General features: G+C 67.3%; 17 protein-coding genes. 4 read left to right on the forward strand and 13 right to left on the reverse strand.

The genetic code is table 11. The annotated features are described in order from the left end of the window. Nucleotides 1-12 precede the first annotated feature (12 nt). Nucleotides 13-225 (forward strand): YbdD/YjiX family protein, encoded by a 213-nt coding sequence (locus AXA74_RS15655; protein ID WP_197700142.1) that lies wholly within the window; start codon nucleotides 13-15, stop codon nucleotides 223-225. 25 nt (nucleotides 226-250) lie between these two features. Here AXA74_RS15655 and AXA74_RS15660 read toward each other — a convergent pair whose 3' ends face one another. Continuing rightward, complete coding sequence (locus AXA74_RS15660; RefSeq protein WP_032958511.1) at nucleotides 251-715, reverse strand: Lrp/AsnC family transcriptional regulator; 465 nt, start codon at nucleotides 713-715, stop codon at nucleotides 251-253. Between the two features lie 137 nt (nucleotides 716-852). On the opposite strand from AXA74_RS15660, the gene kynU reads away from it, so the two are divergent. The 3 genes from kynU to fmt all read left to right on the forward strand — a co-directional run bounded on the left by kynU (nucleotide 853) and on the right by fmt (nucleotide 3,746). Next, nucleotides 853-2,091 (forward strand): kynureninase, encoded by a 1,239-nt coding sequence (kynU, locus tag AXA74_RS15665; protein WP_032958508.1) that lies wholly within the window; start codon nucleotides 853-855, stop codon nucleotides 2,089-2,091. A 106-nt stretch (nucleotides 2,092-2,197) separates the two neighbouring features. Then, entirely contained in the window at nucleotides 2,198-2,710 is a 513-nt protein-coding gene (gene def, locus AXA74_RS15670) for a peptide deformylase (RefSeq protein ID WP_029579784.1), read from the forward strand. Between the two features lie 94 nt (nucleotides 2,711-2,804). Beyond that, nucleotides 2,805-3,746: a methionyl-tRNA formyltransferase gene (fmt, locus tag AXA74_RS15675; RefSeq protein ID WP_029579783.1), complete on the forward strand. Its 942-nt coding sequence runs from the start codon at nucleotides 2,805-2,807 to the stop codon at nucleotides 3,744-3,746. Here the strand turns inward: fmt and AXA74_RS15680 are convergent. The 12 genes from AXA74_RS15680 to AXA74_RS15735 all read right to left on the reverse strand — a co-directional run bounded on the left by AXA74_RS15680 (nucleotide 3,743) and on the right by AXA74_RS15735 (nucleotide 16,240). Further along, nucleotides 3,743-4,369, reverse strand: a complete 627-nt coding sequence (locus tag AXA74_RS15680) for a pyridoxamine 5'-phosphate oxidase family protein (protein WP_029579782.1) — start codon at nucleotides 4,367-4,369, stop codon at nucleotides 3,743-3,745. The two genes, fmt and AXA74_RS15680, sit on opposite strands and share 4 nt — an antisense overlap. A gap of 6 nt (nucleotides 4,370-4,375) precedes the next feature. Beyond that, entirely contained in the window at nucleotides 4,376-5,011 is a 636-nt protein-coding gene (locus AXA74_RS15685) for an HAD hydrolase-like protein (protein ID WP_029579781.1), read from the reverse strand. After that, a complete protein-coding gene (locus tag AXA74_RS15690) occupies nucleotides 5,008-5,586 on the reverse strand; it encodes a hypothetical protein (protein ID WP_032979198.1) in 579 nt (192 codons plus the stop codon). The genes AXA74_RS15685 and AXA74_RS15690 overlap by 4 nt, the downstream gene beginning before the upstream one ends. A 10-nt stretch (nucleotides 5,587-5,596) precedes the next feature. Then, entirely contained in the window at nucleotides 5,597-6,184 is a 588-nt protein-coding gene (locus AXA74_RS15695; protein ID WP_032958503.1) for an LOG family protein, read from the reverse strand. A 102-nt stretch (nucleotides 6,185-6,286) separates the two neighbouring features. Then, the gene (locus tag AXA74_RS15700; RefSeq protein ID WP_032958501.1) at nucleotides 6,287-7,210 is read right to left on the reverse strand and encodes a hydroxymethylglutaryl-CoA lyase; all 924 of its coding nucleotides are present in this window, start codon (nucleotides 7,208-7,210) and stop codon (nucleotides 6,287-6,289) included. Between the two features lie 10 nt (nucleotides 7,211-7,220). After that, on the reverse strand, nucleotides 7,221-8,411 hold the full coding sequence (locus tag AXA74_RS15705; protein WP_029579777.1) for a CaiB/BaiF CoA transferase family protein: 1,191 nt from the start codon (nucleotides 8,409-8,411) through the stop codon (nucleotides 7,221-7,223). 11 nt (nucleotides 8,412-8,422) lie between these two features. After that, nucleotides 8,423-9,145 (reverse strand): ABC transporter ATP-binding protein, encoded by a 723-nt coding sequence (locus tag AXA74_RS15710; RefSeq protein ID WP_032958499.1) that lies wholly within the window; start codon nucleotides 9,143-9,145, stop codon nucleotides 8,423-8,425. 9 nt (nucleotides 9,146-9,154) lie between these two features. Further along, on the reverse strand, nucleotides 9,155-10,912 hold the full coding sequence (locus tag AXA74_RS15715) for a branched-chain amino acid ABC transporter ATP-binding protein/permease (protein WP_029579775.1): 1,758 nt from the start codon (nucleotides 10,910-10,912) through the stop codon (nucleotides 9,155-9,157). Next, the gene (locus AXA74_RS15720) at nucleotides 10,909-11,823 is read right to left on the reverse strand and encodes a branched-chain amino acid ABC transporter permease (protein ID WP_080700484.1); all 915 of its coding nucleotides are present in this window, start codon (nucleotides 11,821-11,823) and stop codon (nucleotides 10,909-10,911) included. Before AXA74_RS15720 ends, AXA74_RS15715 begins: the two co-directional genes overlap by 4 nt. Nucleotides 11,824-11,877: 54 nt before the next feature. After that, complete coding sequence (locus AXA74_RS15725) at nucleotides 11,878-13,068, reverse strand: ABC transporter substrate-binding protein (protein ID WP_029579773.1); 1,191 nt, start codon at nucleotides 13,066-13,068, stop codon at nucleotides 11,878-11,880. Nucleotides 13,069-13,128: 60 nt separating this feature from the next. Next, nucleotides 13,129-14,763 carry a GMC family oxidoreductase gene (locus tag AXA74_RS15730; protein WP_048939731.1) on the reverse strand — a complete coding sequence of 545 codons (1,635 nt, stop codon included), beginning with the start codon at nucleotides 14,761-14,763 and terminating at the stop codon, nucleotides 13,129-13,131. 7 nt (nucleotides 14,764-14,770) lie between these two features. After that, nucleotides 14,771-16,240, reverse strand: coding sequence for an NAD-dependent succinate-semialdehyde dehydrogenase (locus AXA74_RS15735; protein ID WP_032963207.1), 1,470 nt, complete (start codon nucleotides 16,238-16,240; stop codon nucleotides 14,771-14,773). Nucleotides 16,241-16,348: the final 108 nt, after the last annotated feature.

The following is a 16,348-nucleotide window of genomic DNA, read 5'->3' on the forward strand; positions in this document are numbered from 1 at the left end:
AGGGAGGCGCATATGCTATTTGCCAACATGGGCCAGGCGGCCAGCACCGCTGGCCGCTACCTGGGCCAGACGCTGCGTTTGATGGTCGGCATGCCCGACTACCAGAACTATGTCGACCATATGCGCCGCACGCACCCCGACCAGGAGCCGATGAGCTACGAGGCTTTCTTCCGCGAGCGGCAAAGCGCCCGCTACGGCGGCGGCAAGCGCATCGCCTGCTGCTGAGCGGCTCCGGCGCCAGGACGGCCGGTCACCCCCGTGGTGCCGGCTTGCCTGGCGCTTTCACTTTGCGCATCACGATGTGCGAACAGATTTCGCGCACGCCGTGCACGCGGTTGAGCTTATCGACGACGAAGCCCGAGAACGCCTCCAGGTCCGCCGTGCGTACCTGCAGGATGTAGTTGCTGGCGCCGCTCACGATGCTGGCCTCGTGCACCTCGGGCCAATCGGCAAGGCGGGCCACGAAGGCCTCATGCCAGCCTGGCTGAGACTGATCCAGGCTGACGTGGACGATGGCTTCGAAGGGCAGGCCCGTGCGCGCCGGATCCACGATGGCTTGATAGCCCAGGATGACCCCGCTGTCCTCCAGGGCGCGCAGCCGCCGCAAACAGGCCGACGGCGACAGGGCCACTCGCTCGGCCAGCTGCTGATTACTCAACCGTCCCTCTTTCTGCAGCAGGGCCAGCATCTTGAGGTCTATCGTATCCAAGGTCATTTTTCGAAGATCTTGCGATTTTTTCTCCATCGCTTCGCATAATCCTGCAAATATGCGGCGCTGTCATGGGGATTTTGCAATGCAGGCCGCGAGGGCCGCTGCTAGTATGAAGCCCTCCTGCTTATCGTTCCGACAACATGCACACCCGTGACGAATGCGTGGCCGCAGACCAGGCCGATGTCCTCGCACCCCTGAAGGCGCAGTTTGCGCTGCCGCCCGGGGTGCTGTATCTCGACGGCAATTCCCTGGGCGCCAAGCCGCGCGCGGCCGATGCGCGCGCGCAGGCCGTGGTGGGCGAGCAATGGGGCCAGGGGCTGATCCGCAGCTGGAATAGCGCCGGATGGTTCGACTTGCCCGCTCGGCTGGGCGCCAAGCTGGCCCCGCTTCTGGGCGTGCCCGGCCAGGAGGTGGTGGTCACCGACAGCACCTCGCTCAATCTGTTCAAGGTGCTGGCAGCGGCCTTGCGCCTCCAGGGGGCGCGGCGCGTCATCGTTTCCGAGCGCGACAACTTTCCCACCGATCTCTACATGATCGAAGGGATGATGGATTTCCTGGACCGCGGGTATGAGCTGCGCCTGATCGATGAGCAGCTGTCGCTGGCCGACGCGCTGGATGACCAGGTGGCCGCGGTCGTGCTCTCGCATGTCAATTACCGCAGCGGGGCGATGTACGACATGGCGGCCGTGTCGGCGCAGGCGCATGCGCATGGCGCCCTCATCATCTGGGACCTGGCTCACGCGGCGGGCGCCGTGCCGCTGGCCTTGGCGGACGATGGCGCGGACTTCGCGGTGGGCTGCACCTATAAATACCTTAACGGCGGGCCGGGCTCGCCCGCCTTTCTGTGGGTGGCGCCGCGTCACCAGAACGCCTTCTGGCAGCCCTTGTCCGGCTGGTGGAGCCACAAGCAGCCCTTCGCCATGTCGGACCGCTATGAGCCGGCCGAGGGCATACGCCGCTATCTCTGCGGCACCCAGCCCGTCACCTCGCTGGCGCTGGTCGAATGCGGCCTGGACATCGCCGCGCAGGCCGATATGGCCGAGGTCCGGCGCAAGTCCCTGGCGCTGGGCGATCTGTTCATCGACCTGGTGCGCACGCGCTGTGCCGCGCACCCGCTCACGCTCATCACGCCTCGGGCGCATGCCCGGCGCGGCAGCCACGTGAGCTTTCGCCATCCCGAGGGCTATGCCGTCATGCAGGCGCTGATCGCGCGCGGCGTGATCGGCGACTATCGCGAGCCCGAGGTGCTGCGTTTCGGGCTGACGCCGCTTTATCTGGGCTATGCCGACGTCTGGGACGCGGTGGAGATCCTGCGCGAGGTGCTGGATTCACGCGCCTGGGACCAGCCGGCGTTTCGCGAGCGGGCGGCGGTGACCTGAGCGGCGCAGCCCTATACCCGTATTAGCTGAAAACTATTAGAAATCCCGTATCTGATGAACTATCATATGGGTCTACGCCCTATTGTTCCGTAATTCCGACTTTTCCATGGCCTTGCTTCCCATCCTCCGCTATCCCGATCCTCGCCTGCACAAGGTGGCCAAGCCGGTCGCGGTCGTGGACGACCGCATCCGCCAGCTCGTCAAGGACATGGCCGAAACCATGTACGACGCGCCGGGCGTGGGCCTGGCGGCCACGCAGGTCGACGTACACGAGCGCGTCATCGTCATCGACGTGTCCGAAGACGGCAACGAGCTGCGCGTGCTCATCAATCCCGAGATCACCTGGAAGAGCGAAGAGCTGCAAGTCTACGAAGAGGGCTGCCTGTCCGTGCCCGGCGTCTATGACGAGGTCAAGCGCGCCGCCCGCATCCGTTGCAAGGCGCTCGATGCCCAGGGCCAGCCCTATGAGTTCGAGGCCGAGGGGCTGCTGGCGGTCTGCGTGCAGCACGAGATCGATCACCTGGACGGCAAGGTCTTCGTCGAATACCTCTCCATCCTCAAGCAGAACCGCATCAAGACCCGCCTGAAGAAGGCCGAGCGCGAAGCCGTGCGCGCTTGACCGCCCGGCGCCAAGAGGCCCGCCTGCCGGCGGGCTTTGTGTTTTGCGGCGCCGGTTTCACAATAGCCTTTTGCCTCACTCTGGAAGTTTCTCCATGCGCCTCGTTTTTGCCGGCACGCCGGATTTCGCCCGCCTGGCCCTGCAGGCCCTCCTGGCCGCCGGCCATGAGATCCCGCTGGTGCTGACGCAGCCCGACCGGCCCGCCGGACGCGGCCTGAAACTGACGCCCAGTCCGGTGAAGGCGGCAGCCCTGGCCGCCGGCATCGAGGTGGCCCAGCCGCGCAGCCTGCGCCTGGACGGCCGCTATCCGGACGAGGCCCGTGCCGCCCAGGCCCGCCTGGCCGAGGTGGCGCCCGAGGTGATGGTGGTGGCGGCCTATGGCCTCATCCTGCCGCGCTGGGCGCTGGAGCTGCCGGCGCGGGGCTGCTTGAACATCCACGCCAGCCTGTTGCCGCGCTGGCGCGGCGCCGCGCCCATCCAGCGCGCCATCGAGGCCGGCGATGCGCGCACCGGCGTGACGATCATGCAGATGGACGATGGCCTGGATACGGGCGACATGCTGCTCGAGCGCGTGGTGCCCATCGGCGCCGACATGACGGCGGCCGAGCTGCACGATGCGTTGGCCCAGGCCGGCGCCGAAGCCATCGTGGCCGCGCTGGCGGACTTGGACAGCCTGGTGCCGCGCAAGCAGCCCGAAGATGGCGTGACCTACGCCGCCAAGCTGGAGAAGGCCGAGGCGGTGCTCGATTTCCAGGCCAGCGCCCGTACGCTGGAGCGGCGCATCCGGGCATTCAACCCGGCGCCGGGCGCCAGCCTGCGGCTGCCCGGGCTGGCCGAGCCGGTCAAGGTCTGGCGCGCGCGGGCGCTGGACGAGCCGGGCGGCGCGGCGCCCGGCACGGTGCTGCGCGCCACGGCCCAGGGCGTGGACCTGGCCACCGGAGAGGGTGTGTTGCGCCTGCTGGAGCTGCAAAAGGCCGGCGGCAAGCGCCAACCGGCCGATGTCTTCGTGCGCGGCTGGCAGCCCCCGGGCGCCTAGTACAGCGTCTTGCGCGTGCGCTCGGGCAAGTCGCGGTCATAGGCCGCGCCGTCGATGGTGCCGGCGCTCAGGTCGGCCAGCATGCGGCCGGTGCTGGGCAGCTGGTCGCGGGCGATCTGCGTGGCCGGATCCCACAGCCCCGAGCGCACGATGGCCCGGGCGCACTGGAAAAACACCTTCTCGACGTGGATGACGAGCACCGAGCGCGGCGGCTTGCCGTCCATGGCGAAGCGCGCGAGCAATCCGGGGTCCACGCTGATCTGGGCGCGGCCGTTGACGCGCAGCGTCTCGCCCACGCCCGGAATGAGAAAGAGCAACGCCACGCGGGGATCGTCGAGCACGTTGCGCAGGCTGTCGATGCGGTTATTGCCGCGCCTGTCGGGCAGCAGCAGGGTGTGCTCGTCCTCGATCGTCACGAAACCGGCGGGGTCGCCGCGCGGCGACGCATCCAGGCCCTCGGGACCGGCCGTGGCCAGGATGGCGAAGGGAGCGGCCTCGATGAAGGCCCGGTAGTGCGGATGCACGTGGTCGACTTCCTTGGCCAGCGAAGGCTGGGCGGGCTCGCCATAGCGTTCGGCGAGGTCGCGGGCGTCGGTGATGAGGTGGCGCGGATCGGGCGTCATGGCGGGTCAGGTGTCGGGCAACAAGGAACGGGCAAGCTCATGGACATGGCTGAAGACCAGGTCGGGGGCGTGTTCGCGCAGGGCGGTCTCGCGGTTGTAGCCCCAGACCACCACGCCGCTGTCCACGCCGACCTTGCGCGCGGCTTCGATATCGCGGATTTCGTCGCCGATCAGGATGGCCTGCCTGGCTTGGCTGCGGGTGTCGCGCAGCAGGCGCTCCATCTTGGCGGACTTGCCGAAGAGGTCGGTGCCGCAGGCAAAGTCGGCGATCAGCGCCGTCAGCTCGGGTCCCAGCACGCGCTGCACATTGGCCGTGGAGTTGGAGCTCACGACGGCCAGGCGCGCGCCCGCGCCATGCACGGCGCGCAGCATGGCGTCCACCCCGGGGAACAGCGTCACCTTGGGAACGGCGTCTTCCATGGCCTGGCGCACGAAGGCCAGGATGGCGGGCGCCTTCCAGAGCGGGATGCCCAGTGCCTTCATGATTTCGTAGGCATTGTGCTGGCGCAGGCGCGAACGCTCTTCGGCATCGGGCTTGCGGAAGCCGAATTTCTCGGCCACCTCGTTCAGGATGGACTCCATCCATGGCAGCGTATCGGCCAGGGTGCCATCGAAATCGAAGGCCACGAGGGTGTACTTCATGCGTGGATCAGGGTGGCCGGGGCGGTCTGGTGGCGCAGCCAATGCATCACGGGAGCCAGCGCCTCGATGGGCGGCGCGGCCGCCACGACCCGGGCCGCGTCGGTCCAGGGGTAGGGCAGCTGGGTCAGCCAGGCGAGCACGGCCGGCAGCGTCGAGGGCGGCAACACTTCCATGACATCGATGGAGATGCTGAGCTGGCGCGCCAGATAGGGGTCGGCCTGGAACAGCCAGTCATAGCGGCCCGCGCCCACGCGCACCGAGCCGCTGGCCTTCTCGGTCATGCCCACGAACCAGTCGCAGGAAAAGCCCGCCAGGGCCGGCGCCTCGGGCGGCGCGGCCAGGTAGAAGGTAAAGACGTTTTCATAGGTCTGCCCGAACTTGCGCACCAAGGTGTCGGTGATGGCATCCAGGCCTCGCGCCTGCGGCGGGAAGGCGATGGCCTGGGTGTTCAGGCGCATCTCCAGGGTGGCGTCGGACGCGAAGGCGCGCGTCATGTACCACGGCCGATTCTCGTCCTTGGCATGGAAATAATTGCGCAGGCAGTCTGCTGTGGTCGAGGCGGCGGTCGGGGTCATGGTGTGCGCGTCAGTGTTCGCCCTGGGTGATCCACTTGGATACGGTGGGCGGTTCATAGGCAGCGAAGCGGTCCAGCAGGGCGGCCGCGTCGCTTTCGATGGCGAGCATGGCGCGGTGCTGGGGCCGCATGAAAGCTTCGGCGACGGTGTGGTCGAGGAAGCGGGCCAGGTCGTCGTAATAGCCGGCGATATTCAGCAGGCCGCAGGGCTTCCGGTGCATGCCCAGCTGGGCCCAGGTCCAGGTCTCGAAGATTTCTTCGAGCGTGCCGGCCCCGCCGGGCAGGGCCACGAAGCCATCGGCCTGTTCGGCCATCATGGTCTTGCGCTCGTGCATGGACTGCACGACGTGCAGCTCGGTCAGGCCGCGGTGGGCCAGTTCTTTCTGCATCAGGCTCACGGGGATGATGCCCACGGCGCGGCCGCCGGCCTGCATGACCCCGTCGGCCACGGCGCCCATCAGGCCGACGGCCGCGCCGCCGTAGACCAGGCCGATGTCGCGCTTGACCAGTTCTTGTCCGAACGCGCGCGCCTGTTCGAGATACTCGGGTTGGCGGCCGCCGTTGGAGCCGCAATACACACAGATTTGTTTCAGAGGCATGGCTGCTAAAGCGGTGGGCCGGCCAGGGGCCGGCCGAATGAAGAACCGCTCTAGTTTACGCGCCTGGCGACCCCGGCGTCAGGCCGCCGCCGTTTCGGCGCCTCAGGCCGGCGCCGGGTGCAGGCGCGAGCGCGTGCCGGCCTTGAGCAGCTGGCTGGGGATGTCGTGGCCGACCAGGCCGGGCAGCGTGGCCGAGATCTCCAGCAGGCGTTCGACGTTGATGCCGGTGTCATAGCCCATGAGGTTGAGCATGTGCACCAGTTCTTCGGTGCAGGCATTGCCGCTGGCGCCCGGCGCATAGGGGCAGCCGCCCAGGCCGCCCAGCGAGGCGTCGAAGCGGTCGATGCCGGCCTCCAGCGCCGCCATGGTGTTGGCCAGCGCCATGCCGCGCGTATTGTGGAAGTGCAGCGTCAGTCCCAGGCCCGGGAACAGCCGCCGGGTCTCGGCGGCGATGCGGCGCACCTGCGACGGATAGGCCATGCCGGTGGTGTCGCACAGTGTCACGCCCTGCGCGCCCAGGCTGGCGAAACGGCCCACCAGTTCGTAGACGTCGAAGGCGTTGATATCGCCTTCCATGGGACAGCCGAACACGGTGGACAGCGAGACATTGATGGCGATGTCGCTGTCGCGCAGCACCGCGATGACATCGGTGAGCTGCTCCAGCGATTGTTCGCGGCTCATGCGCAGATTGGCGCGGTTGTGGGTTTCGCTGACGGACATGACCAGGTTGACCTCGTCGACCTTGCACTCCATGGCGCGCTGCGCGCCGCGCACATTGGGCACCAGCACGGTGTAGATCACATCGGGATGGCGCTGGATGCGGTGCATGACCATCTCGGCGTCACGCAGGGCCGGGATGGCCTTGGGCGAGGTGAACGACGTCACCTCTATTTTGGCGAATCCGCTGGCCGAGAGCTTGTCGATGAAGGCGATCTTGTCTTCGGTGTCGATGAACTGGCGTTCGTTCTGGAAGCCGTCGCGCGGCGCGACTTCCTGGATGTAGAGCTTCTTGCCCTTGTTTTCCATGATGGCGTTCTCAGATGAGGCCGCGCGCGCGCCATTGCGCGCGCTGCTGCGCGTCCACGCCCAGGCTTTCGAGCACTTCGTCGGTGTGCTGGCCCAGAGTGGGAGCGGCGCTGGCGATTTCGCCGGGCGTGGCGGACAGCTTGGGCACGACGCCGGGCACCTGGATAGGCGTGCCGTCGGCCAGCTGTTCGTCGATGATCATGCCGCGGGCGCGGTAATGCGGGTCGGCCGCGATATCGGCCACGTCGTAGATCTTGCCGGCCGGTATCTGCCCCTGGTTCAGGGCGGCCAGGACGCTTTCCTGGTCGTGGCGGCCGGTCCACTCGGAGATGGCCGCATCCAGCATCTCCACATGTTTGACGCGGCCGGCGTTGTTGGCCAGCTCGGGGGCGTCGGCCAGGTCGGGGCGGCCGATCACGCCCATCAGGCGCTTGAAGATGCTGTCGCCATTGCCGGCGATCAGCACGTATTTATTGTCCTGGCAGCGGTAGGCATTGCTGGGGGCGATGCCCGGCAGGCTGCTGCCGGCGGCCTGGCGCACTTCGCCGAAGACGGCGTACTCGGGCAGCAGGCTTTCCATCATGTTGAAGACCGACTCGTACAGGGCGACGTCTATCCACTGGCCCTGGCCGGTGGCGTCGCGCGAGCGCAGCGCCAGCAGGATGCCGATCACGCCGTGCAGGGCCGAGAGCGAGTCGCCGATGGACACGCCCACGCGCACCGGCGTGCGGCCGGGTTCGCCGCTCAGGTGGCGCAGTCCGCCCATGGCCTCGCCGATGGCGCCGAAGCCCGGCAGGTCGCGGTAGGGGCCGGTCTGGCCATAGCCCGAGACCCGCAGCATGACCAGGCGCGGATTGATGGCGCGCAGGTCCTCCCAGCCCAGGCCCCAGCCTTCCATGGTGCCCGGCTTGAAGTTCTCGATGACGACATCGACCTCGGCCGCCAGCTTGCGGATCAGTTCCTGCGCTTCGGGCTGGCGCAGGTCCAGGCTGACGGACTTCTTGTTGCGCGACTGCACCTGCCACCATACGGAGGTGCCGTCGTGGATCAGGCGCCAGTTGCGCAGCGGATCGCCCTTGCCGGGCGGCTCGATCTTGATGATTTCGGCGCCGAACTCGCCCAGCATCTTGGCCGCGAAGGGGCCGGCGATAAGCTGGCCGAGTTCGAGGACACGGATGCCGTTCAGGGGTTTGGTTGACATGCTGAATCCCGTCAATGCTTGTTTTTGCCCAGATAGGCCTGCCGCACGCGCTCGCTGGCGAGCAGTTCCTGGCCGCTGCCCTGCATGACGATGCTGCCGACCTCCAGCACATAGGCGCGGTCGGAGATGGCCAGGGCCTGGTTGGCCATCTGCTCGACCAGCAGGATGGTCATGCCCTGTTCCTTGAGGGCCTTGATGATGCGGAAGATCTCGGCGACGATGAGCGGGGCCAGGCCCAGCGAGGGTTCGTCGAGCATCAGGATGCGGGGCTTGCTCATGAGGGCGCGGCAGATGGCCAGCATCTGCTGCTCGCCGCCGGACAGGGTGCCGGCGTACTGGTCGCGCCGCTCGCGCAGGCGCGGGAACATGTCGAAGCAGTGCTGGATTTCGCGGTCCAGCACGTCCTGCGATTCGCGGCGCAGGAAGGCGCCCAGCATCAGGTTGTCGTGCACGGTCTGGTCGGGGAAGACCTGGCGGCCCTCGGGGACGTGGGCAATGCCCAGGCCCACGCGCTGGTGCGCGGCGATGCCGGCCAGGCTGCGGCCTTCGAGCAGCACCTCTCCGGTGGATTTCTCGATGCCCGACAGCGCGCGCATCATGCTGCTTTTGCCCGCGCCGTTGCCGCCGATGATGGTCACGATCTCGTGGCGATCGACGTGCAGCGACACTTCCTTGAGCGCGTTGACCGCGCCGTAGTTGACCGACAGGTTCTGGATGTCTAGCAATCTGCTCATGGCTGGTTCCTACGCGGGGGCGCCCAGGTAGGCTTCGATGACTTTGGGGTTCTCCTGGATCTGGGCCGGCAGGCCGCTGGCGATCTTCACGCCATAGTCCAGCACGACGATCTGGTCCGAGATGGCCATGACCAGGTCCATGTGGTGTTCGATCAGCAGCACCGTCAGGCCTTTGTCGCGCAGCTTGGCGATCAGCCCGGTCAGCGCCTCGGTCTCGGCCGGGTTCAGGCCCGCGGCCGGCTCATCGAGCAGCAGCAGCTCGGGCATGGCGGCCACCGCGCGGGCGATCTCCAGGCGGCGCTGCAGACCGTAGGGCAGGCTGTTGGCGGCCTCGTCGGCGTAGCCTTCGAGCTCGAAGAACTTCAGGAGGGCATAGGCCTGGCGGCGCATGCGCCGCTCCTCGGCCAGGCTGGCGGGCAGGCCCAGCAGATTGGCCCAGAAGCCCGAGCGCTGCACGCGGTACAGGCCCACCATCACATTCTCCAGCGTGGACAGGCCCTCGAAGAGCTTGAGGTTCTGGAAGGTGCGGCCGATGCCCAGCGCGGCGATCTGGTCGGCGGGCAAGCCCACGATGTCGCGGCCCTTGAAGCGGATGCTCCCGGCATCGGGCGTCACCAGTCCGGACAGCAGATTCAGCGTCGTGGTCTTGCCCGCGCCGTTGGGGCCGATGAGCGAGACGATGCTGCCCTCCTTGAGGGAGAAGGACACTTTGTTGGTGGGCACCACGCCGCCGAAGGCCTTGTACAGGTCCTTGACCACGAGGAAGTCGGCCTGGCCGCGGGAGCGGGCCTGCGGCGGCGACCAGGGCTCGATGGCCCGGCGCTCATCCTGGCTGAGCAGGCTGCGGCGCGGCAGCACCCGGGCCAGCAGGCCGGCCAGCCCCTCGGGCATGGCGTACAGGGCGAACAGCAGGATCAGGCCATAGGCGAAGTGCTGCACCTCGGGCCAGCGCGCCAGCATGGCGTCGAGCACGGTGAGCACCACCGCGCCCAGGAAGGAGCCGGTCGGGGTGCGTCCGCCGAAAAGCACCAGCACCAGGAAGAAGACCGAGAGGTTGAAGTTGACGAAGTCGGAGTTGATGTACTGGTTCTGCTGGGCCACCAGGCCGCCGGCGATGCCGCAGGTGATGGCGCTGATGACAAAGGCAAGGATCTTGAAGCGGTAGACGCTGATGCCCACGCTGCCGGCGGCGATCTCCGAGGTGCGCACGGCGGCAAAGCCCCGGCCGAAACGGCCGTTGAGCAAGAGCGAGGTGGCCGCATGCAGGGCCAGGCCGATGGCGACCACCACGACCACCCACTGGCGCCCGTCTAGCGGCGCGCCGTCCCAGGTCAGCCCGCCGATGCCGTAGAACCCTTCCTGGCCCTTGAAGACATCGGTCCACTCGGAGACGATTTTCTCGATCAGCAGGCCGAAGGCGATGGTGACCATGGCCAGGCTGGGGCCCTTGACCTTGAGCGCGGGCAGCGCGATGGCCACGCCGAACAGGCCCGAGACCCCGGCCGCGGCGGCCAGCGCCAGCCAGGGGTTGACCTGGTAGTTCACGGTCAGCAGCGCCACGGTGTAGGCGCCCACGCCGAACAGGCCGGCGTGGCCGAGCGACTTCTGGCCGGTCTGGCCAACCAGGATGTTGAAGCCCGTGGCGGCAATGAAATAGATGCCGATGTTAAAGAGAATGAGCAGGTAGAAATCGTTCAGGCCCGAATAGGCGGCGGCCACGGCCAGGGCGGCCACGCCGAGCGGCACGAGCAGATGGCGCAGGTTCATACTTTCTCCGCGTGGACGCGGCCCAGGATGCCGGCAGGCCGGAAATAGAGCACGACGATGATCAGGGCAAAGACGGCGATCTCGCGCAGATTGGAGTACCAGAGGCCGATGAGCGACTCCAGCAGGCCGATCAGAAAGCCGCCGAAGATGCAGCCGCGCGGATTCTCCAGGCCACCCAGGATGGCGGCCGAGAAGGCCTTGAGCGAGAGCAGCGCACCCACGAAGACCGAGGCCGTGGCGATGGGGGCGACCATGACGCCGGCCACCGCGGCCAGGGCCGAGCTGATGGCGAATACGCCGACGGCGACCGCGTTGGCGTTGATGCCCATCAGGCTGGCGGCCGACTTGCTGAAGGCCACCGCGCGCACGGCCTTGCCCATCTTGGTGCGGTGCAGCGCCCAGTCCAGCACGATCATCAGGACCAGGGTGGTGCCAAAGACGAGGATTTCCTGCGGCCGCACGCCAGCGCCCAGCACGTTGACCACGCCCTCGCCCAGCGGGGACGCCACGGCGATGGGCGCCGGACCCCAGATGAGCAGGGCCAGGTTCTGGATGATGATGCCAAAGCCGATGGTGCTCATGACCCAGGACAGGCCCGCCTCGCCCACGAAGTGCTTGATGGCGGTGATGTAGAGCACATAGCCCAGCAGGGCCAGCACCAGCATGGCCGCGGCCAGCGCGAACAGAAAACTGCCCCAGGTGACGTCCTCGGGCGCCGGGAAACCGATCAGCTTGCCCTGCGTGAGCAGCACGATGGCGCTGATGCCGATCAGCCCGGCCAGCGCCAGGAAAGCCCCCTGGCCGAAGTTGAATGTCTTGGTGGTGGTGTAGGTGATGCTGAAACCGAACGCGACCAGGGCGTAGACGCTGCCCATGGCCAATCCACTGAGTATGGCTTGTAGTAATTGCATGCTGGAGTCCTTGCCGGCGCGCCCCTGCCGCGACAGGGGCGCGCCTTGCGTCGATCAGAGCTTGAGGTCTGCCGGCGTGATGGCCTTGACGATCTCGTCATCGACCGAGACCACCTTGCCGTCGACCCAGCGCACCAGGCGGAAATCCTTGACCGACAGGGCCTCGTGGTTTTCCACCGTGAAGGGCTTGTTATAGGTCTTGATCACGCCCTTGGCTTCCTGCAGGTTCTCCAGGGCGGCCTGGACCTTTTCGCCCTCGGTGGACTTGGCCTGCTCCATGGCGGCGGCGATCAGCTTGACCGAGTCGTAGGCCTGGGCGGCCATTACATAGGTCGGCAGGCGGCCATCGCGCTTCATGAGCGTGTCGTACAGCGCCTTGGACCCAGCCGAGGAATCCTCCGTGATCGAGGCGGTGAAGATCATCTTCTTGGCCAGGTCGGGGCCGGCGATGCGCAAGAAGGGCGAGCTCAGGTTGGCCCAGGAGGCCAGCGTGACCGGGAAGTAGCCGATCTTCTCCAGGCTGCGCATGACATGCGCATTGGAATCCGCCAGCGCGTAGACGATCAGGGTATCGGCGCCGGCGCTCTTGATCTTGTTGAGCTGCGAGCTCATGTCGGTGTCTTTCGGCCCGAACTTCTCGTTGGCCACCGGCTTGATGTTGTGCAGCGCCAGGATCTCCAGCGCGTCCTTGGCGCCCTGCTGGCCATAGCCCGTGGTGTCGGCGATGATGGCGATCTTGCCCGTCTTGCTGGCGCGCGCCGCGTAGGCGGCCAGCAGCGCGATCTGGTCGCGGTCGCGCATGGAGACGCGGAAGACATAGTTCGGCGGCGACTTGGCGTAGCGGCCGGTGATGTCGGTGGCGGTCGCCACCGGCGAGATCGTCGGGATTTTCCGTTGCTGCACGATGTGCAGCCAGGCCAGCATATTGCCGGAATTGACCCCGCCCAGCATGGCGGCGACGTTTTCGTTGTTCACCAGTTCATTGGCGTTCTGGATGGCCTTGGGCGGCGCGCCCACGTCATCGCGGCTGACGATGACGACCTTCTTGCCCAGCACGCCGCCGGCGGCATTGAGTTCGTCGGCGGCCTGGCGGGCGCCGGCCAGCGCCGAAATGCCGAAGTCGGCCGAACCGGTGGCCGACATATCGCTGTTGAAGCCGATCTTGATGTCGTCGGCCAGGGCGCTGGCGCTGGCCAGCAGGGCGGCGGTCAGGACGAGGGCCTTGAGCGGGTTGTGGTGTTTCACTGCGTTGTCTCCTGGGCTGCCCCTGTCAGGGGCGCCTTAACGATCAGAACTGCTGGTGGATCAGGACTGCTTGATCAGGTCCGCCGCCTTGTTGCCTATCATCATGGTGGCCGCGCAGATATTGGCCGAAGGCATCGAGGGCATGACGGAAGAGTCGACGACGCGCAGGTTCTGCACGCCGTGGACACGGAGCTGGGGATCGACCACCGCGAGGCGGTCGCCGGCCGGGCCCATGCGGGCCGTGCCGTTGACGTGATACGAGGACACGCCATAGCGGCGGGCGAAATCCAGCAATTCGGTATCCGACTGGCACATGGGGCCGGGCAGCGCTTCGCCATCGAAATAGGGCGCGAGCGCCTGCGATTGCAGCAGGCGCCGCGCCAGGCGTATGCCGCGCACCAGGGTGATCTGGTCGTCGGGATGGCTCAGGTAGTTGGCGTGGATGAGCGGATCCTGCATGGGATCGCCGGAGCGCAGGCGGACCTGGCCGCGGCTTTGCGGACGGTGCTGCCACACACCCGCCGTCATGCCGGGGAAGTCGTCCAGCACGCCCACATAGCCTTCCTTGTAGCTGGCCGGCGTGAAGACGCCTTGCAGGTCGGGCGCATCCAGCTCGGGCAGCGACTTCCAGAAGTAGTGCAGCAGCGAAGGGCTCAGGGCCATGATGCTGGGACGTTTGAGCAACCAGCGGCTGACCTGGCCGACCAGGTTCAGGCCCTTGACCAGCTCGTTCATGGTCTGGCTTTGCTTGACGCGCGCCACGACGCGCACCGAATAGTGGTCGCTCAGGTTCTCGCCCACGCCAGGCAGGTCCCGCACCACCGGGATACCCAGCTCGCGCAGGAAATCGCCCGGGCCCAGGCCAGAGAGCTGCAGCAGCTTGGGCGTGTTGATGGCGCCGCTGGCGACGATGACTTCACGGTTGGCGCGCACGCTGCGCGCGGCCGAAGGCTGGCGCGGATCGCAATAGGCCACGCCGACGGCCCGATTGCCCTCGAACAGCACTTGCGTGGCCTGCGCATGGGTGCGCACCGTCAGGTTCTTGCGCGACATGGCCGGACGCAGGAAGCAGCGCGCCGTGCTCATGCGCCAGCCCCGGCTTATGGTGCGCTGGAAATAGCCGACGCCGGCCTGGCTGGCGCCGTTGTAATCGGGATTGCGCGGCAGGCCCTGCTCCACGGCGCCGGCGATGAAGGCCTCGCACAGCGGATGGATCCAGTCGATGTCGGTGACCGGCAGCTCGCCCTTGCGGCCGCGGTAGCGGTCATCGCCGCCGGCGCGCCGCTCCATGGACTTGAAGTAGGGCAGCACCTCTTCATAGGACCAGCCGGGATTGCCCAGGCTGGCCCAATGGTCGTAGTCGGCGGCCTGGCCGCGGTTGTAGACCAGGCCGTTGATCGAAGTCGAGCCGCCCAGCGTGCGGCCTTGCGGAATGGGCACGCGGCGGCCATTGGTGAGGTCGGTGGGCTCGCTGGAGAACTGCCAGGCGTATTTCTTGTTGAAGACGGCCTTGATGAAGCCGGCCGGGATGTGCAGCCAGGGGCTGTGGTCGGGCGGGCCGGCTTCCAGCACGCACACCGTGGCGCCCTGGGCGCTCAGGCGGTTGGCCAGGATGGCGCCGGCGGCGCCCGCGCCCACGATCACATAGTCGTAACGGTCCGCATCCCGCAGGGACGCTTGCTGTGCTTGGTTCATGGCGGCTCTAGCGCGCGGTGTTGAACGTCTTGCCGGCCAGGCAGACGTATTTGATTTCCAGGAATTCTTCGATGCCGTACTTGGAGCCTTCGCGGCCGATGCCCGACTCCTTGACGCCGCCGAAGGGGCCGACTTCATTGGAGACCGCGCCGGTGTTCACGCCCACGATGCCGTACTCCAGCCCTTCCATGACGCGCCAGACGCGCTCCAGGTCGGCGGTGTAGAAATAGGCGGCCAGCCCGGACTCGCTGTCGTTGGCGCGGGCCAGCACGGCGGCCTCGTCCTCGAAGGTGCTGATGCCGACCACCGGACCGAAGATCTCCTGGTGGGCAATCTCCATGGCGTCGGTCACGCCGGTCAGCAGCGTGGGCTCGTACAGCAGCGTGCCGGCCGCCTGGAGCTTGCCGCCGGCCAGCACCGCGGCGCCCTTGGCGCGCGCGTCTTCGACCAGGCTGGACACCTTGTCCACGGCGCGCTGGTCGATCAGCGGACCCAGCGTGACGCCGGGCTCCAGTCCGCCGCCCAGCTTGAGTTTGCCGATCTCGGCCCGCAGCTTGTCCGTGAACGCCTGGGCCACGGAGCCGTGCACATAGACCCGGTTGGCGCAGACGCAGGTCTGGCCGGCATTGCGGAACTTGGAGGCCATCAGCCCCTGCACCGCTTCGTCCAGGTCGGCATCCTCGAACACGATGAAGGGCGCATTGCCGCCGAGTTCGAGCGAGAGTTTCTTGATGTTGGCGGCGCTTTGCTGCATCAGCAGGCGCCCCGTCTGGGTGGAGCCGGTGAACGTCAGCTTGCGCACGGTGGTGTTGCCCGAGAGCTCGGCGCCGATGGGCGCCGGATCGCCGATCACCACATTGAGCACGCCCGGCGGAATCCCCGCCTGCTCGCCCAGCCAGGCCAGCGCCAGGGCGGTGAAGGGCGTGAGCTCGGATGGCTTGAGCACCACGGTGCAGCCGGCGGCCAGCGCGGGGCTGACCTTGCGCGTGACCAGGGCCGAAGGGAAGTTCCAGGCAATGATGGCCGCGACCACGCCCACCGGCTGGCGGATGGCCATCATGCGCTGGTCGCCGCGCGGGGAGGGCAGCACATCGCCGTAGACCCGCTTGGCTTCCTCGGCGAACCACTCGACAAAGGAGAGCGCGTAGTTGAGCTCGCCGCGCGCCTCGGCCAAGGGCTTGCCCTGCTCCAGCGTGAGCAGCAGCGCCAGATCGTCGGCATGCGCCTCGATCAGCTGCTGCCATTTGCGCAGGATGGCGCCGCGTTCCTTGCCGGTCTTGGCGCGCCAGGCCGGCAGCGCGCCGTCGGCGGCCTCGATGGCGCGGGCGGTCTCGGCCGCGCCCAGATTGGGTACTGTGCCGAGGATGTTGCCGTCGTGGGGATTGCGCACCGTGATGGTGGCCTTGCTGTCGGCGTCGCACCAGCGCCCGCCGATATAGGCCTGCTGCCGCAGCAGCTGGGCATTCTGCAATTTCATGCCTGTCTCGTCTTCCACATCGAACTTATCGCCCGATGCCGGTGACATCAAGGCCATTTTGCGGCGAGTCTAACAATGGCGGGCCGGGCGGCTAAAGCAGTCATTAGC

It is taken from the genome of Bordetella hinzii LMG 13501 (genome assembly GCF_001548475.1).
Taxonomy (GTDB): domain Bacteria; phylum Pseudomonadota; class Gammaproteobacteria; order Burkholderiales; family Burkholderiaceae_B; genus Bordetella; species Bordetella hinzii.